This window comes from Micromonospora tulbaghiae (assembly GCF_900091605.1).
GTDB classification, from domain to species: domain Bacteria; phylum Actinomycetota; class Actinomycetes; order Mycobacteriales; family Micromonosporaceae; genus Micromonospora; species Micromonospora tulbaghiae.
Window position 1 is genome coordinate 132917 of record NZ_FMCQ01000013.1, and the last position, 19554, is coordinate 152470.

Annotated in this window: 15 protein-coding genes; 9 read left to right on the forward strand and 6 right to left on the reverse strand. The window is 71.4% G+C overall.

What is annotated here, in order from left to right:
• Positions 1–3: 3 nt before the first annotated feature.
• From GA0070562_RS28945 to GA0070562_RS28970, 6 genes are all read right to left on the reverse strand, one after another.
• Entirely contained in the window at positions 4–420 is a 417-nt protein-coding gene (locus GA0070562_RS28945; protein ID WP_091427895.1) for a PPOX class F420-dependent oxidoreductase, read from the reverse strand.
• Positions 421–524: 104 nt separating this feature from the next.
• Positions 525–1649, reverse strand: a complete 1125-nt coding sequence (locus GA0070562_RS28950) for an RICIN domain-containing protein (RefSeq protein WP_091427897.1) — start codon at positions 1647–1649, stop codon at positions 525–527.
• An 11-nt stretch (positions 1650–1660) separates the two neighbouring features.
• Positions 1661–3385: a family 43 glycosylhydrolase gene (locus tag GA0070562_RS28955; protein WP_091427981.1), complete on the reverse strand. Its 1725-nt coding sequence runs from the start codon at positions 3383–3385 to the stop codon at positions 1661–1663.
• A gap of 125 nt (positions 3386–3510) precedes the next feature.
• Positions 3511–5940 (reverse strand): ricin-type beta-trefoil lectin domain protein, encoded by a 2430-nt coding sequence (locus tag GA0070562_RS28960; RefSeq protein ID WP_091427899.1) that lies wholly within the window; start codon positions 5938–5940, stop codon positions 3511–3513.
• A gap of 281 nt (positions 5941–6221) precedes the next feature.
• Positions 6222–7544, reverse strand: a complete 1323-nt coding sequence (locus tag GA0070562_RS28965) for a CE1 family esterase (RefSeq protein ID WP_091427901.1) — start codon at positions 7542–7544, stop codon at positions 6222–6224.
• 358 nt (positions 7545–7902) lie between these two features.
• Positions 7903–9090, reverse strand: coding sequence for an ROK family transcriptional regulator (locus GA0070562_RS28970; protein ID WP_091427982.1), 1188 nt, complete (start codon positions 9088–9090; stop codon positions 7903–7905).
• Between the two features lie 372 nt (positions 9091–9462).
• On the opposite strand from GA0070562_RS28970, the gene GA0070562_RS28975 reads away from it, so the two are divergent.
• The 9 genes from GA0070562_RS28975 (at position 9463) to GA0070562_RS29015 (ending at position 19553) form a co-directional block, all read left to right on the forward strand.
• A complete protein-coding gene (locus tag GA0070562_RS28975) occupies positions 9463–10578 on the forward strand; it encodes a substrate-binding domain-containing protein (protein WP_091427902.1) in 1116 nt (371 codons plus the stop codon).
• Positions 10579–10687: 109 nt separating this feature from the next.
• Positions 10688–11680: a phosphotriesterase family protein gene (locus tag GA0070562_RS28980; RefSeq protein ID WP_091427904.1), complete on the forward strand. Its 993-nt coding sequence runs from the start codon at positions 10688–10690 to the stop codon at positions 11678–11680.
• Positions 11680–12657, forward strand: coding sequence for an ROK family protein (locus GA0070562_RS28985; protein WP_091427906.1), 978 nt, complete (start codon positions 11680–11682; stop codon positions 12655–12657). The genes GA0070562_RS28980 and GA0070562_RS28985 overlap by 1 nt, the downstream gene beginning before the upstream one ends.
• The gene (locus GA0070562_RS28990) at positions 12658–13638 is read left to right on the forward strand and encodes an ABC transporter permease (protein ID WP_091427908.1); all 981 of its coding nucleotides are present in this window, start codon (positions 12658–12660) and stop codon (positions 13636–13638) included.
• Positions 13639–13657: 19 nt separating this feature from the next.
• The gene (locus GA0070562_RS28995) at positions 13658–14920 is read left to right on the forward strand and encodes an alanine racemase (RefSeq protein ID WP_091427910.1); all 1263 of its coding nucleotides are present in this window, start codon (positions 13658–13660) and stop codon (positions 14918–14920) included.
• Complete coding sequence (locus GA0070562_RS29000) at positions 14920–15708, forward strand: ATP-binding cassette domain-containing protein (protein WP_091427911.1); 789 nt, start codon at positions 14920–14922, stop codon at positions 15706–15708. The genes GA0070562_RS28995 and GA0070562_RS29000 overlap by 1 nt, the downstream gene beginning before the upstream one ends.
• A gap of 279 nt (positions 15709–15987) precedes the next feature.
• Positions 15988–17643 (forward strand): ABC transporter substrate-binding protein, encoded by a 1656-nt coding sequence (locus GA0070562_RS29005; RefSeq protein WP_091427913.1) that lies wholly within the window; start codon positions 15988–15990, stop codon positions 17641–17643.
• Positions 17644–17658: 15 nt separating this feature from the next.
• Entirely contained in the window at positions 17659–18669 is a 1011-nt protein-coding gene (locus GA0070562_RS29010) for an ABC transporter permease (protein ID WP_091427915.1), read from the forward strand.
• A complete protein-coding gene (locus tag GA0070562_RS29015) occupies positions 18669–19553 on the forward strand; it encodes an ABC transporter permease (RefSeq protein WP_091427917.1) in 885 nt (294 codons plus the stop codon). The genes GA0070562_RS29010 and GA0070562_RS29015 overlap by 1 nt, the downstream gene beginning before the upstream one ends.
• Position 19554 lies beyond the last annotated feature (1 nt).

The following is a 19554-nucleotide window of genomic DNA, read 5'->3' on the forward strand; positions in this document are numbered from 1 at the left end:
CGGTCAGCCGGTCTGGCTGCTGTCCTTGTGCGCGCCCCACCCGTGCCAGCGCTCGATCTCGATCCACGCGCTGACCCGGTTGCGGTCCCGCCGGGGGTACGGCCGCCCGGTGTAGTGCTGCGAGATCCGGTCGATGTCCGCCAGGCCCTCGTCGTCTCGCAGCTCGGCGACCCGGCCGATGAGGCTGACGTGGGTGTACCAGTTCTGCTCGTCCAGCACGGTCAGGGAGACCCGGGGATCGCTGCGCAGGTGCGCCAGCCGGCGGCGGCCCTCGTCCATGTTCACCAGGACGCGGCCGTCCTCCCACAGGTACCAGGTGGCCGCGGACACCGGCTGGCCGTCGCGAAGCGTGGCGATGACGGCGGGATTCGGTTTGCCCAGCATGGCGACGGCGGGCTCGGGCAGCGGCGGCTTCGACATGGTTCGCACTCTACGTACCCGCGGGGTCCGCCGCTGGTCATGCGGCGGGCGCCGCCCGGACGGGCTCCCCGGCGGCGTCCGCCGGGGAGCCCGTCTCGTACCGGTCAGGCGCGGGCGCTCCACTGCTGGTTGGTGCCGCCGTGGCAGTCCCAGAGGTTGATCCTGGTCCCGTTGGCGGTGCCGTAGCCCGCCGCGTCCAGGCAGCGCCCGGACTGGACGCCGCTGATCGTGCCGTTGGCGTTGAGGTTCCACTGCTGGTTGGGTTGGCCGTTGCAGTCCCAGATGATCACGTTGGTGCCGTTCGCGGTGCCCCGCCCGCTGGCGTCCAGGCACTTGTTGCCGAGCACCTGCAACTGCTTGGCCGAGGTGTAGGTCCAGCGCTGCATCGTGCCGCCCCAGCAGTCGTACAACTGCACCGCGGTGCCGTTCGTGGCGCTGCCGTTCGGCACGTCCAGGCACCGGCCCGAGCCGGCGCCGACGAGCTGTACGTTCTGGTACGTGCCCCCGCTGCTGCCGGGGGTGCCGATGCTGCCGGACACCGACTGCAACGCGCGGTACCAGACCGCGGCCATCTTGTCGTAGCCGGTGGCGGTCGGGTGGATGCCGTCGATCAGGTCGGCGGTGGTCAGCGCCGAGTACTGGTCGACCAGGTGGACCCGCTTGCCGGCGTTGACCTTCGACTGCACGATGCCGGGCAGCGCGGCGTTGAATGTGCGCACCGCCGCCGCCTGGCCGGAGTTGGCGAGCGGGATGATCTGCGCGACGAACACGTCCGCGTTCGGCGCGGTGTTGGTGATGCGGTCGATGAGCGTGGAGAGCCGGTTCGGCGCGGTCGAGACGTTGTAGTTCTGCAGGATGTCGTTGGTGCCGATGTGCAGCAGCACGGTGCGCGGCTGGTAGGCGTTCAGCCAGCCGGTGATGTTGGCGTCGATCTGGTCGATGCGCCAGCCGGGGTGGCCCTCGTGGTCGTGGTCGCCGAGGTTGCCCGGCCCGTTGAACTGGGAGCCGACCAGGTCGACCCGGTAGCCGCCGCCGGCCAGCCGCTGCCACAGGCCGATCCGGTAGCCGCCCGGCACCTGGGTGCCCTCGGTGATGGAGTCACCGAGCGGCATCACCCGGGTGCCGCCGTTGGACTCGGCGCCCGCCGGGCCGGCGGGCGTGAGCACACCGGCGGCCAGCAGCGCCAGCGCGGCGCCCGCGGTGAGCCATCTCCTCGTTCTGGTACGCATTACTGCTCCTCTCACGGGCTGGTGCAGGTCAGGGAGGGGATGGTCGGCGAGCCGTTGGCGATGAAGCCGAACGTGGTGGAGCCGGACGCGGGCACGGAGCCGTTGTACGCGGCGTTGCTGACGGTCGCGGTGGAGCCGCTGGTGCTCAGCGTGCCGCTCCAGACCTGGTTGATGCTCTGGCCACCGGCCAGGTTCCATCGCACCGACCAGCCGTTGAGCGCCGCGGCGCCGGCCGTGACGGTCACCTCGGCCTGGAAGCCGCCCGACCAGGAGTTCGTGGTGCGGTAGGTGGCGGCGCAGGCGTCACCGCTCGGCGGCGGGGTGGTGGGCGGCGGGGTGGTCGGCGGGGGATCGCTCGGCGGCGGGGTGGTGGGCGGTGGGGTGCTCCCGGTCGGGCTGAACCGCCAGTGGTCGATGTTGAACAGCGAGCCGCTGCCGCCGGTGAACCGCAGGTAGAGGTCGTGGGTGCCGGTGGCGCCGCTGACCGCGCAGGTCGTGTCGGCCCAGGTCTGCCAGCCGCCGGTGCCGGACACCCGGCAGGTGCCGACCACCGGGCCGCTGGTCCCGTCCAGCCGCAGCTCGATGGTGCCGCCGCTGCCCGCGGAGGCCACCCGGGCGGTGTACGAGGCCGCGCCGGTCCCGAAGGCGACGCCCTTGATCTTGAGGTAGTCGCCGTTGTCGATGAAGCCGACGTTCATTCCGCCGCCGCTGGCCGGCTCGGTCTCCACGCCGGACGCCCAGGCGCTCGTCTCGGCCTCCTGCCGGACGTACGGGTTGAGCGTGCCGATCTGCGGCGCGCCGGTGGTGGTCATGTTGATCGTCGGGATCGAGCCGTCGGCGCCGTAGGAGAACTTCTCCACCGCCACCGACCTGGTGAAACCGCCGCCGCCGGGCAGCGCGCCGTTGTGGTAGAAGAAGTACGAGCCGCCCTTGTAGTCGGTGATCCCGGGGTGGTTGGTGAAGCTGCTGCCCTGGGTGGGCATGACGGTGCCGCGGTACGTCCACGGTCCCAGCGGCCCGGGCGCGGTCGAGTAGGCGATGAACTCCGAGCAGCACTTGGCCGCGAACACCAGGTAGTAGAGCCCGTTGCGCTTGTACACCCACGGACCCTCCTCGTAGAGGGTCGGCCGGTTCGCGTCACCGGTCCGCGCCCCGAAGCCCGCCGCGGTCAGCGGGATCTGGGTCGGGCTGCCCGAGTACGAGATCATGTCCGCGTTCAGCTTCACGTACCACAGGCGGGGATTGCCCCAGTACAGGTACGCCTGGCCGTCGTCGTCGATGAACACGGTCGGATCGATCTCGCCGTTGCTCACCAGCGGGCGCCCGATGGCGTCCCGGAACGGCCCGGTCGGACTGTCCGCCACCGCCACCCCGATGCCCATCTGGCCGGTCGCCCGCACGACCATCGGCACGTACCAGTAGAACTTGCCGTTGCGTTGGACCGCCTGGCCGGCCCACGCGTCCTGCTTGGCCCAGCTGAACGTGGCGAGGCTGAGCGGCGAGCCGTGGTCGGTCCAGTTGACCATGTCGTCGGACGAGTAGACCCGCCACTCCTTCATGGTGAACCAGGTCGAGTTGTCCTCGTCGTGGCCGGTGTAGAGGTAGACCCGGCCGTTGTGGACCAGCGGCGCCGGGTCGGCCGTGTAGATGGTCTGCACGATCGGGTTGTCCGCCCGGGCGGCGGTCGGGTTCAGCCCTCCGGAGATGGCCGGGGCCAGCCCCAGCAGGGCGAGCATGGTCACCGCCAGAGCGAGCCATCGTCTGGTCCGGCGGTCGGTTCTCCATAGCGTTGACGTCACAGGTCATCTCCCGGGGTAGGCCGCGCTGCGGCGGACGGGTGTGGTCGGCGAGGGTCGGGCCGTCACGCCCGGCTCCACTTCTGGCTGTTCGCGCCGGTGCAGGCGGACAGGACGACGGAGGTGCCGTTGCCGGTCCCGCCGCCGTTCGGGCTCAGGCACAGTCCGGACTGGACGCCGGTGATCGTGCCGTCGGTGTTGACGTTCCACTGCTGGTTGGTGCCGCCGTTGCAGTCCCAGATGATGACCCGGGTGCCGGACGAGGTGCCCTGCCCCTCGGCGTCGAGGCACTTGCTCCCGTACACCTGGAGTTGCCGGCCCGACGTCGCCGTCCACTGCTGGTTGGTCCCGCCGTTGCACTCCCACAACGTCACCTGGGTGCCGTTGGTCTGGGACTGGTTCGGCACGTCGAGGCACCGGCTCGAGTTGGGGTTGAGCCACGCGCCGCTCGTACCGCCGGGGTTGCCGCCCGGACCGGCGACCACCGACAGGTTGTCGAACTGCGCGGTCTCGCCCTGGCTGGTGCCGAAGCCGACCTGGCCGGTGCCGAACGTGGAGTCGGTGGCCGTGCCGACCGTCGTGCCGTCGATGGTGGCGGTGATGGTGGTGCCGGAGAAGCCGAGCGCGAGGCTGTGCCAGCGGTTGGTGCCCAGCGCCGCGACGTTCCCGCTGCGCAGCGTGGTGAGCTGCCCGGCGGTGTTGTTGCGCAGGATGGACCACGCGCCGGAGTCGGTGACCCGCAGGAAGTAGGCGTTGTAGCGGCCGATGGGGTCCAGGTTGGTGCTGCCGACGCGGCCCTGGATCTGGGCGTAGCCGGACTGTTCGAGCAGGACGTCGGCGGAGACCGTGTAGTTGCCCCAGCTCAGGTTCCCGCCGTAGGTGGCCGGGTCGGCGAGGGTCTTCCAGGTGATGGGCGCCTGCGCGGACATCTGGCGCAGGCACATGCCGGACCGGCCGCCGCCGCAGCCGACGATCTCGAACGCGCCCTGCATGTCCTGGAGGTACTTCGGGAACCGTCCGCTGGCGTAGCTGTCGAAGTCGTCGCGGTACGGCAGGCCCAGCGAGCCCTGGGCGGGGCTGGTGGCGGTGCCCTTGCCCTGCCCGGTCGTGGTGGTGACGGTGTAGAGGTGACCGGGCTGGGCGGTGAACGAGAACGACCCGCCCGACGGGGTGATGTCCGCGGTGCGGACGAAGAAGTCGTTCGGGTTGGTCGAGTTCAGGTTCGTGGCCCAGATGTGCGCCTGGCCGGTGGACAGCCCGCCGGTGATGTTCATGGTGACCTGCTGGGCCGCTGTGGCGTCCATGGTCTCGACGACCGTGCTGTAGTCGCCGGTGGTGGGCGAGCGCAGCGACACGTAGCTGCCGTTGTTGCGGTTGCCGCCCAGGTAGCCCGAGGCCGAGTCCAGGTAGCGCCAGCCGGGCGCGGTGAACTGGGTGGTGTGCGCCAGCGCCCAGGTGTTCTTGCCGACCGAGTACCAGCCGGACCAGGGCTGGTTGGCCAGGATCAGCCCGACCGTGGACCAGGGCAGGTTCGGCGTGATGGCGGCGATCAGGTCCCAGTTGAGGTAGGCGACCATCCGGCCGTCGATGTAGCCGCGGTTGATGCCGCGGGCCAGGGGCTTGGCGCCGTCGTTGTAGTCCTGGGAGCCGCCCTCGCTGTTCCACAGCGTCTTGCCGGTGGAGGTGGCCGTCGACGAGACGGTGCAGGTGGTCTGCGCGCTGAGGTAGCCGCACGGGTAGTGGCCGCTGAGCACGTCGATGCTGTTGCGCAGCGTGGCGTTGCTGGCGACGGCGTTGGCCGGGCCCCAGCTTCCGGGGTAGTCGTCCCCATAGATGATCTTCACGCCGCTGTAGCCGTTGGCGTTCAGCGCCTGACGTAGGCTGATGGTCCAGTTCGCGTCGGTCCGCTTCTCGTTCTGGGCGGCGGTGATGTAGTCCATGGTCAGGTTGTGCTGCCGCGCGCAGCCCAGCCAGTCCACGAAGTAATTGATCATGTCCTGGGACATGAAGTTGCCGTTGCCGATCCACCCGGGAGCGCCCCACGGCAGGGCCGCCAGCTTGATGGCGGGATTGCGGGCCTTGGCCTGCTCCATGATCCACCATTGGTAGCCGCGGTTGCAGTTGAGATCGCCACGGACGTGCTCGTGGCTCGGCTCGGACCCGCTGGTGGAGTTGGTGTCGCCGCCCATCTCGACCTTGAGGATCTGCAGCGCGGCGCCGTATCCGGGCTTGAACAGGTAGTCCAGGATCTGCCCGCGTTGCGGCTCCGGGTAGTCGATCAGCAGGCGGCTGTTGCCGCCGCCGCCGCTCACCGCGCCCACCCCGTCGAACGTCTGGCCGCCGGAGGCGCCGTTGACGGTGATCGAGGTGGCGGCCTGTGCGGGGCTCGCGGTGAGCGTCAGGCCGCCGCCGGTGGCGGCCAGGGCGAGAGCCAGGGCGGAGATGACGAGACGCGATGGTCCGGATCGGACGGACCGGGGACGGGGGATCACCATGACGGCTCCTCGGGTACGCGCGACCGTCCGGCCGGCGGGGCCGGGTATCGCGAGTTGTGGATGGCCGTCGGTGTAAACGCTAACAAGAGTTGCGCTGCGGTCCCGAGGTGCCGGTGGTGGTGGCCTGCGAGATCGCGAATGTTAGCGCAAACATCGACCAGGGTTAATTAGAGCACATCCCGGCGTCCGGCGGGACCTCGCGTTGTCCCGGCCGGTGCCGGGCCGAGGGCGGCACAGTGCCACCCCCGGCCCGGCACCCCTGTCCGGGGTCGGCGATCCGGTCAGGGACTGGTGCAGCTGACACCGCTGGGCGCGGTGGCCCCGTTGCCGGTGGCGGTGAACCCGAACGTCGTCGAGCCGTTTGCGCCCAACGTGCCGTTGTAGTCGGCGTTGCGGACCGACACCGAGCCGGTGGTGCCCGTGTTGACGCCGTTCCAGAGGCTGCTGATCGCCTGGCCGGAGGCCAGGGTCAGGCGTGCGGTCCAGCCGTTGAGCGTGCTCGCGCCGTTGTTGGCCACCGTGACCTCGGCCTGGAAGCCACCGGGCCAGGTGTTCACGGTCCGGTAGGTCGCTGTGCACGCGCCCGGCTCACCGGTCGGCGGCGGGGTCGTGGGCGGCGGGGTGGTGGGCGGCGGGGTGGTCGGCGGCGGGGTCGTGGGCGGCGCAGTGGTCGGCGGCGCGGTGGTCGGCGGCGGCGTGGTGGACGCGAACTGGCTGAAGAACCGCCAGATCTCCCCCGACGTCCAGGTCCGCGAGTCGTTCGGGCTGGACGACCCGTCGACCGGGCTGGGGGTGTGGTCACCGTCGAACGCGGCCCACTGCACCGGGTAGCCCTCGCGGCAGCCGGAGTACGTGGTGGTGATGTGGGTGAGGCTGCCCCGGCTCGGCTCGCGCGGGCTCTGCGCGGTGCAGCCGTTGTTGCGGACGAATGTGTCGCGCAGCGACCGGCCCATGGAGATGTTCAGCACGCTGTCGTAGATGCCGTGGATGCCGAAGTAGGCGACCGGCTGGGTGCCGCCGTTGCAGCCGCTGAGGTTGGCGCCGGAGATGACGGTGACCGCGCGGACGATCGTGGGCCGGGCGCAGGCCACCGCGTAGCTCATCGCTCCGCCGTAGCTCCAGCCGAGCGCGAACCGCTGGGACGTGTCCACGCAGAGGTCGTTCTCGATCTGTCGGGAGATGTCGTCGAACAGCGTCAGGTCCCGGCCGTTGGTGTTGGCCCAGCCGTTGTCGATGCCCTGCGGCGCGACGAAGATCGTGCTGTTGTTCGACAGCGGCAGCAGGCCGTAGTAGCCGGCCGAGGCGACGTTGTTCGCCGAGCCGTTCAGCCAGTGGAACCCGAAGATCAGCCGGTACGGACGGTTGCGGTCGTACCCGTCCGGGATGCGCAGGATGTAGCTGCGGTTCTGTCCGCCGCTGGAGATGGTGCGCGTCCCGCTGGACAGCGTGGGCGCCTTGCTGCAGCCGGCGGTCGCCGCGAGCGTGCCGTTCGTCGACGCCTGCGCCGTCTCGCCGAGACCGGCGCTGAGCGCGCCGCCGGCCGCCGCCGCGAGGAGCACGGCCGCGGCGGCGATGGATGAGAGAAGGGATGTTCGTTTCGCCATTGCTGGACTCCTTGCCCTGGGTGGTGGTGCAGGCCGGACCGTCCGTCGATGCCGACGTCGCCTGCGAAGAGGGCGCGGAGCCGCGCGTGCGGCCGGGGCCGAAGTCGTCCGTTGGCCGCCTGCGTCGGCGTGCATCGGCGGAGCGGCCCGGACTGGTCACCGACCGGCGGGGCGGCGAGGAAGGTGCCCTCGGGTCGCCTTGCCGATTGCGGGGGTGACGGGGAGCGTGCCCTTCGCTCCCGTGCCGGAACATAGCAGGTTATCGATAACATGTTCAACCGGCCGGGTCCGGAGGGATGCCGGGTGGGCCGCCGGGTGAGCGCTCACAGGAGCGCGTGGCGCCGGCGTCGCCGCCTGCTCAGGCGCGGTCGGCCAGAGCCGGCAGATCGCAGCCGGCGAGGGCGTCCGGCTGGGGTACGCGGGCGAGGTCCGCCTCGGCGAGCCCGAGCCGCCGGTACGCGGTGTGCAGCGCCGCGACCACGGCGCCCAGCGCGCCGGAGAGGTCACCGAGTTCCGCGCCGTGCACTGTCGCCTCGGCGGCGGGCACGATCTCGTGCAGCCGTCCGCGCAGCCGGACCAGGTCGGGTGTGAGCGCGTGGGAGATGCCGCCGCCGAGGACGATCACCTCCGGCTCGTACGCGACCACCGCCGCGGTGAGGATGACCAGCAGCGCCTGCTCGACGTACTGCCGGACCGGCGCCAGGCGCGGGTCGGCCGAGCGGAACACGTCGGCCGCGTTGTCGAACGACAGGCCGAGCTCGCGGGCGCGGGCGAGGATGCCGGACCCGCTGATGATCCGTTCGAGCGGCGCGCCGAGCGGACCGGCGGGCAGGTGGCCGAACTCGCCGACCAGGCCGCTGCGGCCCCGGAACAGTCGGCGGTCGATCGCCACGCCGGCGCCGAGCCCTGCCCCGATGGTGAGCATCACCGCGGTCTGCGCGTCCCGGGCGGCGCCGAAGCGCAACTCCCCGAGCAGCGCGTAGTTGGAGTCGTTGTCCACCTCGACCGCGGTGCCCAGGTGCTTCTCCAGCAGCCGCAGGAACTGCGGATCCTCCACCTGTGGCAGGTTCGGGGCGTTGGAGACCGCGCGGTCGCCCTGCCGGACGGCGCCGGGCAGGCCCACCGCGACGCAGTCGAGCCGCTCCCGGTCGGCGCCGACGGTCGCGACGATCAGGTCGGCCAGCCACTGGGCCAGCCGGGGGGCGTCGTAGTCGGCGGGCGTGGGCACGGTCCGGCCGGTCAGCGGCTCGGCGGCGAGGTCGGCGACCACCAGCCGGACGTTGGAGCCACCGACGTCGACCCCGCAGACGACGCCGCGTCCGGCGGCGATCGCCACCTGGGTGGCCCGCCGGCCCCGGGCGGTGGTCGGCGCGCCGTCGGTCTCGGTCAGCAACCCTTCGTCGAGCAGTTGTTCCACGATGCGCGACACGGTGGCGGGGGAGAGGTCGGTCTCGTGGCCGATGGCCGTGCGGCTCACCGGACCGTGGGTCAGCACGTGGGCCAGCACTGTGGACCGGTTCGCCGCCCGGGGTGCTCGAGATTCCACGCCCACCTCCGCCGATTTTATTTCCGCCCGAATGTTAAAGCCGCGCCGCCTCCCCGGCAACCCCCGGCGCGTGTCGCCCGGCATCGGTGCGCGGTGGACATCGAGGCCCGTCTTCCCGCCGCCTCACGCGGGCGTGAAAGCCCAGGTCAAGCGCTATGGCGGTGGCTCGGAACGAGTGGGAGGAATCTCTGACCAGCACTCTTGACGGAGTGTGATGACCGCGATAATACTTTCACCCTGAACGGAAATAGAGGTCGCCGGCCCCCAGGGACGGCGGCGGGTGCCCCCGCACGCGCCGTGCCGGTCGCATCGGACCCCCGTGTCAGTCCGGAATCACCGGTTCCAGACCCCGTTGCTGTGAAGGGAAGAGCAATGATTCTCAGCCGTAGACGTGGTGCCGCCCTCGGCGCGCTCTGCGCCCTGGCGCTCATGGTCGGCGCCTGCTCGAACGAGACCTCCGGGAGCGGCGGCGCGTCGAGCGGCCCGCGTACCGAACCCAGCCTGTCGTTCGTCGGCCCCGGCGGCGAGACGCCGACCGCCGCCGACCAGCTCTCGCTCACCCCCGAGGAGCGGCAGAAGGTCAAGGACGGCGAGTACTCCGCCGCCTTCGTCTGGCACGAGGGCTCCGCGCTGACCAAGGCCGTGGAGTCCGGCGTCCGCAAGGAGTTCGACCAGCTCGGCATCAAGGTGCTGGCCAGCACCAGCGCCGAGTTCGACGCGGCCCGGCAGGCCAACAACGTGCAGACCGTCCTGGCGCTCAAGCCCGACCTGATCGTCACCATCGCGGTCGACCCGACCGCGGCGGCCGCGGCCTTCAAGCCCGCCGTGGACGCCGGCGTCAAGCTCGTCGTGATGACCACCCCGCCGAAGGGCTACAAGTCCGGCGAGCAGATCGTCGGCATCGTCACCGCCGACCTGACCGCGTTCGGCAAGGCAAACGCGGAGATGCTCGGCAAGGCGCTCGGCGGCAAGGGCAAGGTCGGCTACGTCTACCACGACGCCGACTTCTGGTTCACCAACCAGCGGGACAAGGCGTTCAAGGACTGGCTGGGCTACCTCTACCCGGACATCGAGATCGTCGAGGAGGCCGGGTTCTCCGACCCGGCGCGTACCGAGGACATCGCCACCGCGATGCTGACCCGCCACGCCGACCTCAAGGGCGTCTACGTCGCCTGGGCCACCGCCGCCGAGGGCGTGCTCGCCGCGACCCGCCAGCAGGGCCGCACCGACGTCAAGATCGTCACGAACGACCTGGAGGCGAACCTCGCCGCCGACATGGTCAAGGGCGGCAACGTCGCCGGCGTCGTCGCCAACGGCTCGACCCGCCTCGGCGAGAACCTGGGCGTCGTCGCCGCGTACGGCCTGCTCGGCAAGAAGGCCCCGGAACTGGTCGTCGGATCGCCGATGGCCGCCACCAAGGACAACATCGCCGACGCCTGGCGCGACGACTACGGCCAGGAGCCCCCGGCCGAGGTGCTCGGCAACTGACGCCGGGCCGTGAGGTCCGGGGCCTCCCCGAACGGGCCCCGGACCTCGCCGGACGCGGCCCGGCCCACCGCCGGGCCCGCGACCACCGCGAGACGAGAGGAAGAAGCACATGGGGTACGTCCAGACAGTCCTCGGGCCGGTGCCTCCCGAGTCGCTCGGCCGGGTGCTGAGCCACGAGCACCTCGGCGCGCTGGTGCCCGGGCCGTGGCTGTCCGGCGGCACCGGGGACGACCGCGCCGACCTCGCCGCCGACGCGGTGAGCGGCCTGCCGGAGCTGGGCTTCGGCACGATCGTGGACCTGTCCCCGTACGAGGTGGTCGGTCACGACGTGACGCTGCTGCGTGACGTGGCCCGGCGTACCGGCCTGCACGTGGTCGCCGGATCGGCGATCTACCTGGAGCCGTACTCCCCGGGCTGGGCGCTGACCGCGAGCGTCGACGAGATGCGTGAGCGCTTCGTCGCCGACGCCACGATCGGCGTCGGGGACACCGGGATCAAGGTGGGCATCTTCGGCGAGCAGGCCACCGGCCTCGACGAGATCACCCCGCACGAGGAGAAGTGCCTGCGCGCCGCCGCCCGCGCCCACGTCGCCACCGGCCTGGCGGTGAACACCCACACCACCCACGGCACGATGGCGCTGGAGCAGGTCGAGATCCTGCGCGAGGAGAAGGCCGACCTCTCCCGCGTCGTCATCGGCCACCTGGACATCAACCCCGACCCGGACTACCTGCGGGCCGTGCTGGCCACCGGCGTGAACATCGCCTTCGACACGCTCGGCAAGCAGTTCTGGGACTTCGTGCTCGCCCCGCTGCCGGACAACCCGCCGGAGGGCGAGTTCGCCAAGCGCGCGTACCACCGGCCCGACCGGGCCCGGCTGGACATGCTTGCCGGACTGGTCCGGGACGGCTACGCCGACCGGATCCTGCTCTCGATGGACCTGACCGGCGCCGAGGCGTACCTGAACCCGGGCACGCACGGCCGCCTCGGGTACTCGTACCTGGGCGCGGAGATCGTGCCGGGTCTCGCCCGGCTCGGTGTGCCGCCGGAGGCGATCGACCAGATGCTGGTGGCCAACCCGGCCCGGCTCCTGACGGTCGGCTGATGGCCGCGCATCCGCGTCCGTCCGGCTACGTCGCCGGCGTCGACCTCGGCGGCACCAAGCTGCGGGCCGCGCTGGCCGACCTCGACGGTCTCATCGTGGACGAGCAGGTGCAGCCGACCGATCCCCGGGGCGGTACGGCGGTCGCCGCGCAGATCGACGCGCTGCTGCGCGAGCTGGCCGTCCGGGCCGGCGTCGCCTGGACCGACGTGCGGGCCAGCGCGATCGGCCTGCCCGGCGTACCCGACCCGGCGACCGGCGCCATCGAGCTGTCGCCGAACGTCTCCGACCTGGAGGCCCTCGACGTGCGGGCCGAGCTGACCCGCCGGCTGGGCCACCCGGTCGTGCTGGACAACGACGTCAACATGGCCGCCGCCGGCGAGCAGTGGCTGGGCAGCGGGCGTACCCACAGGCACTTCGTGTTCGTGGCGGTCGGCACCGGTGTCGGCATGGGCATCGTGCTCAACGGCGAGCTGGTCCGCGGCGCGCGCGGCGCGGCCGGGGAGATCTCCTACCTGCCCCTGGGCACCGACCCGTTCGACAAGGACAACCAGGTGAAGGGCGCGCTGGAGGAGGCGGTCGCCGGCGCGGCCCTCGCCGCCCGCTACCGGGCGGTGTCCGGCGAGCAGGCGAGCGTGCCCGACGTCTTCGACCGGGCCGCGGCCGGTGACCCGGACGCCCTCGCGGCCATCGACGAGGAGGCCCGGCTGATCGCCCTGGCCGTCGTCGCGGTCGCCGCCGTCCTGGACCCGGAGGCGGTCGTCCTGGGCGGCGGCATCGGCTCCCGCGCCGAACTCGTCGAACCGGTCCGGCGCTGGGTCGCCGCGCTCAGCGCGGACGCCCCGTTGATCAAGACCAGCCGGCTCGGCGACCGGGCCGGCCTGCTCGGCGCCGTCGCGGTCGCCCGCCGGGAGGCCGGCGTACGCGACGACTCACCGGCCCACCGGAACACCTCTTTCCAGACAGCGGAGGGACGATAGATGACCCACACGGATGCGGCGGTGAAGACCAGCGCCGTCCCGGCCTGGCGCCGGATCAACTGGCGCGACTACGTGGTCTACATCGGCTTCGCGGTCGTGTTCCTGTTCTTCGCCGTCACCCAGGGCAGCAACGGCTTCCTGACCACGAGCAACCTCACCAACATCGTCATCCAGACCGCGCCGATCACGATCATGGCGGTCGGGCTGGTCTTCGTACTGGCCGCCGGTGAGATCGACCTGTCCATCGGGTCGGTCGTCGCGCTCTCCGCGCTCGTCGGCGCGGTGACGTTGCGCGAGACCGACAGCATGCTGCTCGGCGTGGCCGCGGGCCTCGCCGCCGGCGCGGCGGTCGGCCTGGTCAACGGCGTCTTCGTGACCCTCGTGCGGCTGCCCAGCTTCCTGGTCACACTCGCCACCATGGGCGCGGTGGCCGGTCTGGCCCGCGAGGTCACCGGCCTGCAGTCGGTGCCGGTCAGCAACGACGCGTTCCTGTCCTTCTTCGGCCAGGGCGAGATCCTCGGCATCCCCGGCCTGGTGCTCTGGTCGGTGGCGGCGGCAGTGGTCGGCTACCTCGTGCTGCGGCAGACCCGGTACGGCGCGCACACGCTCGCCATCGGCGACAACGTCGCGGCGGCCCGGGTCAGCGGCATCAAGGTGATCCGCGTCAAGATCATGGTGCTGATGGGCAGCGCGATGTGCGCCGCGCTCGCCGGCCTGCTGTACGCCGGCCGCCTCCAGGGCGCCCGGTACACCCTCGGCGAGGCCGACCTGATGTCCGTGATCGCCGCCGTGATCGTGGGCGGGACCAGCCTCTTCGGCGGCAAGGGCTCGATCGTCGGCGCGGTGCTGGGCAGCCTGCTGATGGGCATGCTCAACAACGGCCTGATCCTGGCCGGCCTGTCCGTGTCGCAGCAGATGATGGCGCGCGGCGCGATCATCCTGGTGGCCGTCTCCCTCTCGCTGCGCGAGCGGCGAAGCTGACCCGGAAGGAAGCACACGCATGTTTCTGGACCTGCTCCGACGCCGCAACCCGGGCCTGCTCGCCGCCGCCGCGAACCTGCACGGCAGCGGTGACCTGCCGGCCAACTGCTACGCGCTGGACCTCGACACGGTCGCCGCGAACGCCGCCGCCATCCGGGGCGAGGCCGACCGGTACGGGCTGTCGGTCTACGCCATGACCAAGCAGGTCGGGCGCAACCCCGACTTCTGCCGGACGGTCCGCGACGCGGGCATCACCGAGGCGGTCGGCGTCGACCTGCAGTGCGCGCTCGCCGACCGGCACGGCGGGCTCGGCATCGGTCACCTCGGTCACCTGGTGCAGATCCCCCGGCACGAGGCGGCGGTCGCCGCCGCGCTCGCGCCCGCGTACTGGACGGTCTTCAACGACGCCAAGGCCGCCGAGGCGGCCGCCGCGAGTGCGGCGGCCGGGCGGGAGCAGGCGCTGCTCGCGCGGATCGCGGCCCTCGGCGACCGGTTCTACCGGGGGCACGAGGGCGGCTGGCCGGCCGAGGAGGTCGTCGCTGTCGCCCACCGGCTCGACGCCCTCGACGGCGCCCGGTTCGCCGGGGTCACCAGCTTCCCGACCCAGCTGTTCGACACGGCCACCGGGCGGGTCGTGCCGACGCCCAACCTCGGCACCCTGCAACGCGCCGCCGCGGCCTTGCGCGCCGCCGGGTGGTCGCACGTCGAGATCAACGCCCCGGGTACGACCTCGGCGGCGATCCTGGCGACGCTGGCCGAGGCGGGCGTGACGCAGGTCGAACCCGGCCACGGGCTCACCGGCACCACACCCTGGCACGCGGTCACCGACCTGGTCGAGGAGCCCGCGGTGCTCTACGTCAGCGAGGTGTCCCACCTGTGGGACGGGCGGGCGTACGTCTTCGGCGGCGGCCTCTACGTCGACCCGGTGCTGGGCCTGGGCGGCACCCGGGCGCTGATCGTCCCCCGGGGCGGTGGTCTCGACGACGCGTACCTGGTCGACGTGGAGATGCCCGCGCCGGAGGCGATCGACTACTACGCGATGGCCGACGTGACGGCGGCGCCGGGCGTCGCGCCCGGCGACACGGTCCTGTTCGGCTTCCGGCCGCAGGCGTTCGTCACGCGGGCGCTGACGGCGGGCGTGACCGGCGTCCGGTCGGGCGCCCCGGCCGTGGCCGGCGTGTACGCCGCCGACGGTTCGGCGCCGATCGGCCTGGACGACATCGACGCGGTCGACGGCCCCGGCGCCGGCAACCACACCGCTCGCAGCGCAGGGAGGGCATGATGAGCACGGTCACCGACAAGACCGACGCGACCAGGGCGGGCGCCCCGCCGCTGCGGTTGCGCGGCATCCGTAAGCAGTTCGGCGGCGTCGTCGCGATCGAGCGCTTCGACCTGGAACTGGCCGCCGGCCAGATCACCGCGCTGGTCGGCGACAACGGCGCCGGCAAGTCCACGCTCGTGAAGATCATCTCGGGGGTGTACCAGCCGACCGAGGGCGAGTTGGAGATGCACGGGCGGCCGGTGACGTTCCGGGACGCCTCCGACGCCCGCCGGCAGGGCGTCGAGGTGGTCTACCAGGATCTGGCCCTGGCCGACTCGCAACCGGTCTACATGAACATGTTCCTGGGCCGGGAACTCACCCGCGGTCCGCTGCGGCTGCTCGACCGGCGCCGGATGGCCCGGGAGACGCAGGAGCTGGTGGACGCGCTGGACGTGCGGATCCCCAGCGCGAAGGCGACCATCCGCGACCTGTCCGGCGGCCAGCGGCAGGCGGTGGCGATCTGCCGCGCCACCCACTGGGCCAGCGGCCTGGTGCTGATGGACGAGCCGACCGCGGCGCTGGGCGTGGCCGAGACCGCCAAGGTGGAGCAGCTGATCCTGAAGCTGCGGGAGCGGGGCGCGGCCGTGCTCGTCGTCAGCCACAACCTGGACCAGGTGTTCCGCATCGCCGATCGGGTGGCGGTGCTGCGCCGGGGACGCCAGGTCGGCGTTCGCGGCATCACCGAGACCAGCCGTAACGAGATCGTCTCGATGATCACCGGCGCGTCCGAGGAGAGCGGCCGGCCCTGAACCCGCGCGAACCACCGCGCGAGACGACGACCCCGGGTGTCCCTCCCGGGGTCGTCGGCGTTCCGGCCCTGTTCGCGGCCGCCGTACGTAACGATTCTGTGAACCCCTGTGAACGCTGACAGTCGAGTCATCCCGCACTTCGGGAGCGCTTTCATTTCGTTGTGCGGCCGTGTTCACTGAACACCGTTCACCCTATTGTTCACTGGTGCTAAATCCGGTAGAACTCCTGGTAGGTCCGCTGCTCGGGCCATCTGCCTCGTGCTTCTAGGAGGACTTCTCATGGCTCGTTCACCCCGTCCGGGCGCCTCCTCGCCCGCGCTCTCCCGTCGTGGCGTCCTGCAGTTGGGTGGCGGCGTCGCGCTCCTGTTCGCCACCGGCGCCTGCGCCGCGGACAGCGGTGACAAGTCCACGGACGGCAAGTCCGGCGGCGACGCCGCCAAGACGCTGCGCATCGCGGTCTCCAGCTACCTGTCGAGCTGGGACCAGGACTTCGTCGGCTTCGACCTGACCGCGCTGATGCTCTACAAGAACGTCTTCCCGTACCTGGTCGACTACGGGGTCACCAACGCCGGTGGCAGCCAGATCCTCGACACCCAGAACATCACCCCGACGTTCGCCGAGTCGTTCGAGCCGGACGCCGAGCAGAAGGTGTGGACGCTCAAGCTGCGCCGCGGCGTGAAGTTCGCCAGCGGCAACGAGATGAAGGCCGCCGACGTCAAGTGGTCGAAGGACCGCGCGTTCGCCGCCCAGGCCAACGTCGCAGGCGTCTACCGCACCATCGGCCTCACCAGCGCCGACCAGGTCAAGGTCGTCGACGACTACACGGTGGAGTTCCACCAGGCGTTCCCGAGCGCCCTGACCCGCCAGATCCAGGCGATCTCGCTGTACGTCTTCGACTCCGTCGAGGCCAAGAAGCGCGCCAGCGCCAGCGACCCCTGGGCCAAGGAGTGGTTCGCGAAGAACCCGCCGACCGGCGGCTACTTCAACGTCGCCAAGGCCACCCAGGGCCAGGAGATCGAACTCAGCGCGAACACCGGCTACCCGGGCCCGGACCCGGCCAAGACGCCGACCATCCGGATCTCGGTCGTGCCGGCCGCCTCCAACCAGCGGCTCCAGCTCCAGGCCGGCGACATCGACATCGCCCTGGGCATCAGCCAGCGCGACATCCAGGACCTGAAGAAGGCCCCGGGCATCAAGGTCATCTCGGCGGCCAGCAACCGCCAGGTCGCCATCCAGATGTCGGTCACCGCGGCGCCGTTCAACGACGTGAACGTGCGCAAGGCGCTCGCCTACGCGGTGCCCTACGAGCAGATCATCAACAACGTGTACGGCGGCGACGCCCGCGCGGCCAAGAGCCCCGTCCCGCTGGACATGCCCGGCTACGACGAGAGCGGCTACCCGTTCACCTACGACCTGGACAAGGCGAAGGCCGCCATGGCCGCCGCCGGCCGGGCGTCGCTCGACTCCGAGCTGGTCTTCGAGGCCGACAACGAGGAGCAGCAGAAGATCGCCGTCCAGGTGCAGAGCGAGGCGGCCAAGGCCGGCATCCGGCTCAAGCTGACCCCGCTGGACCCGGCCACCCTCGGCGAGCGGCGGACCAAGAAGAACATCCCGCTCCAGATCACCTCCGGGCAGCTCTGGGTGGACGACGTCGAGTACATGCTGGCGACGAGCTTCGTCAAGGGCGCCAACCTCAACTACTCGAACTACAGCAACCCGGAGATCGAGCAGATCTACGAGAAGTCGCACACCACAGTCGACACGGGCGCCCGCAACGCGCTGTGGAAGCGGGTCCAGGAGATCCTCGCCGCCGACGTGCCGTGGGTGGTCATCTGCCAGCCCAACTTCAACCTGCCCGTCCGGGAATCCGTCGCCGGCTGGGTGCAGCCGATGGACGGCCTCGCCCGCCTGCGCTACCTGAGCGCTTCGGCCTAGGGACGTCACCCACCCATGCGTATCTTCCGGTTCGTCGCCAGGCGACTGCTCCAGCTGATCCCCGTTCTGCTCGGAGTGGTCGTCCTGGCCTTCCTTCTGGTCCGAGTGCTGCCGGGCGACCCCGTCCGCAGCATCCTCGGGCAGAACGCCACCGAGGAGGACGCCGCCGCGGCCCGGGCCCGCTTCGGGCTCGACCAGTCACTGTGGCAGCAGTTCCTCGACTACCTCGGCGGGCTGCTGACCGGTGACTTCGGGACCTCGATCCAGAGCGGCAGCTCCGTGGGCTCGGAGATGGCGCTCCGGGTGGGTCCGACCCTGGAGCTCGTGGTCATCTCGGTGACCATCGCGCTCGTGGTGGCGACGTTGCTGGGCATCTGGTCGGCCAAGCGGGCCAACCGGGCCGGGGACCACAGCGTCCGGATCTTCGCGCTGGTCGGCAACTCCGTACCCGAGTTCTGGCTCGGCCTGGTGCTGGTGCTCGTCGGCTACAGCATCCTCGGCTGGTTCCCGGCACCCAACGGCCGGGTCGACCCGGACACCGGCCTGACCCCGCTCACCGGCGCCGATCTCGTCGACGCCGTCCTCACCGCCAACGGGCCGGCGATCGCCTCGGCCGCGGCGTACCTGGTGCTGCCGGTGCTGACCCTCGTGGTCGGCGTGGTCGCCCCGCTGCTGCGCAGCGTCCGGGCCTCCGCGCTGGAGGTGCTGCACTCCGAGTCGTACGCCGCGGCCAAGGCGCACGGGCTGCGCGACCGGACGCTGCACTACGGCTACCTGCTGCGGGCGACGCTGGTCCGGCTGCCGTCGCTGGCCGCGTTGGTCTTCGGTACGGCGATCGGCTCCACCGTGCTCGTCGAGTACGTGTACTCGTGGCAGGGCTTCGGCCAGTGGGCCCTGCGCGGCCTGCTCTACCGGGACTACCCGGTGGTGCAGGCGTCGGTGCTGGTCATCGCGTTGTGCTACGTGCTGGTGTTCCTCATCGCCGACGTGGTCCACGCGATCCTCGACCCGAGAGTGAGGCTCTGATGGCCGAGCTGCGAACCGTCCCCGACGGTCCCGCCGCCGCGCCGGTGGTCGTGCCCGGCGGCGACCGGGACAGCCGTTTCGCCCGCCGCATGATCATCGCCGGGGCGAGCATCCTGTCGGTGGTCGCGCTGGTGGCGGTGTTCGCGCCGCTGCTGAGCCAGTGGGGCGAGACCGAGATCGACGCGGCGAACACCCTGGTCGCCCCGGGCGGCAGCCACCTGCTCGGCACCGACGGCAACGGCATGGACATCTGGAGCCGGGTGCTCTACGCCGCCCGGCTCGACCTGGGCATCGCCCTGGCCGCTGTCGCGCTCGCCGTCGTCGTCGGCACGCTGCTCGGCCTGGTCGCCGGCTACTTCGGCGGCTGGCTCGACGACGTGCTGATGCGGGTGGTCGACATCTTCCAGTCGTTCCCCACGTTCATCCTGGCGCTGGCCGTGGCCGCCCTGCTCGGCAACGGCACGATCAACCTGATCATCACGATCGCGGCGGTGAACGCGCCGGCGTACGCCCGGCTGGTCCGCGCCGAGGTGCGGTCGCTGCGGGAACTGCCGTTCGTGGACGCCGCGATCACCTCCGGGGCGTCGCCGGTCGGCGTGCTCTGGCGGCACCTGCTCCCGAACAGCCTCACCCCGGTCCGGGTCATCGCGCCGCTGAACTGCGGCTGGGCCATGCTCACCCTGGCCGGGCTCTCCTTCCTCGGCCTGGGCGTGAGCATCCCCGAGGCGGAGTGGGGCGCCATGATCAGCCTCGGCGCCGCGGACGTGGTCGGCGGCCGGTGGTGGACCTCGGTCCCGCCCGGCCTGGCCCTGTTCGTCTGCGTCCTGGGGTTCAGCCTGCTCGGCGAAGGCCTGCAGGACCGCGCCAACGCGAAGCGGCGGTGAC

Excerpts from the sequence above, each read along its gene's own strand:
- GA0070562_RS28980 (WP_091427904.1), top strand. The coding sequence starts at position 10,688 with ATGGGGTACGTCCAGACAGTCCTCGGGCCGGTGCCTCCCGAGTCGCTC.
- GA0070562_RS29015 (WP_091427917.1), top strand. The coding sequence starts at position 18,669 with ATGGCCGAGCTGCGAACCGTCCCCGACGGTCCCGCCGCCGCGCCGGTG.
- GA0070562_RS28985 (WP_091427906.1), top strand. The coding sequence starts at position 11,680 with ATGGCCGCGCATCCGCGTCCGTCCGGCTACGTCGCCGGCGTCGACCTC.
- GA0070562_RS28990 (WP_091427908.1), top strand. The coding sequence starts at position 12,658 with ATGACCCACACGGATGCGGCGGTGAAGACCAGCGCCGTCCCGGCCTGG.
- GA0070562_RS28955 (WP_091427981.1), bottom strand. The coding sequence starts at position 3,385 with ATGCTCGCCCTGCTGGGGCTGGCCCCGGCCATCTCCGGAGGGCTGAAC.
- GA0070562_RS28965 (WP_091427901.1), bottom strand. The coding sequence starts at position 7,544 with ATGGCGAAACGAACATCCCTTCTCTCATCCATCGCCGCCGCGGCCGTG.
- GA0070562_RS29005 (WP_091427913.1), top strand. The coding sequence starts at position 15,988 with ATGGCTCGTTCACCCCGTCCGGGCGCCTCCTCGCCCGCGCTCTCCCGT.
- GA0070562_RS29010 (WP_091427915.1), top strand. The coding sequence starts at position 17,659 with ATGCGTATCTTCCGGTTCGTCGCCAGGCGACTGCTCCAGCTGATCCCC.
- GA0070562_RS28960 (WP_091427899.1), bottom strand. The coding sequence starts at position 5,940 with ATGGTGATCCCCCGTCCCCGGTCCGTCCGATCCGGACCATCGCGTCTC.
- GA0070562_RS29000 (WP_091427911.1), top strand. The coding sequence starts at position 14,920 with ATGAGCACGGTCACCGACAAGACCGACGCGACCAGGGCGGGCGCCCCG.
- GA0070562_RS28995 (WP_091427910.1), top strand. The coding sequence starts at position 13,658 with ATGTTTCTGGACCTGCTCCGACGCCGCAACCCGGGCCTGCTCGCCGCC.
- GA0070562_RS28945 (WP_091427895.1), bottom strand. The coding sequence starts at position 420 with ATGTCGAAGCCGCCGCTGCCCGAGCCCGCCGTCGCCATGCTGGGCAAA.
- GA0070562_RS28950 (WP_091427897.1), bottom strand. The coding sequence starts at position 1,649 with ATGCGTACCAGAACGAGGAGATGGCTCACCGCGGGCGCCGCGCTGGCG.
- GA0070562_RS28975 (WP_091427902.1), top strand. The coding sequence starts at position 9,463 with ATGATTCTCAGCCGTAGACGTGGTGCCGCCCTCGGCGCGCTCTGCGCC.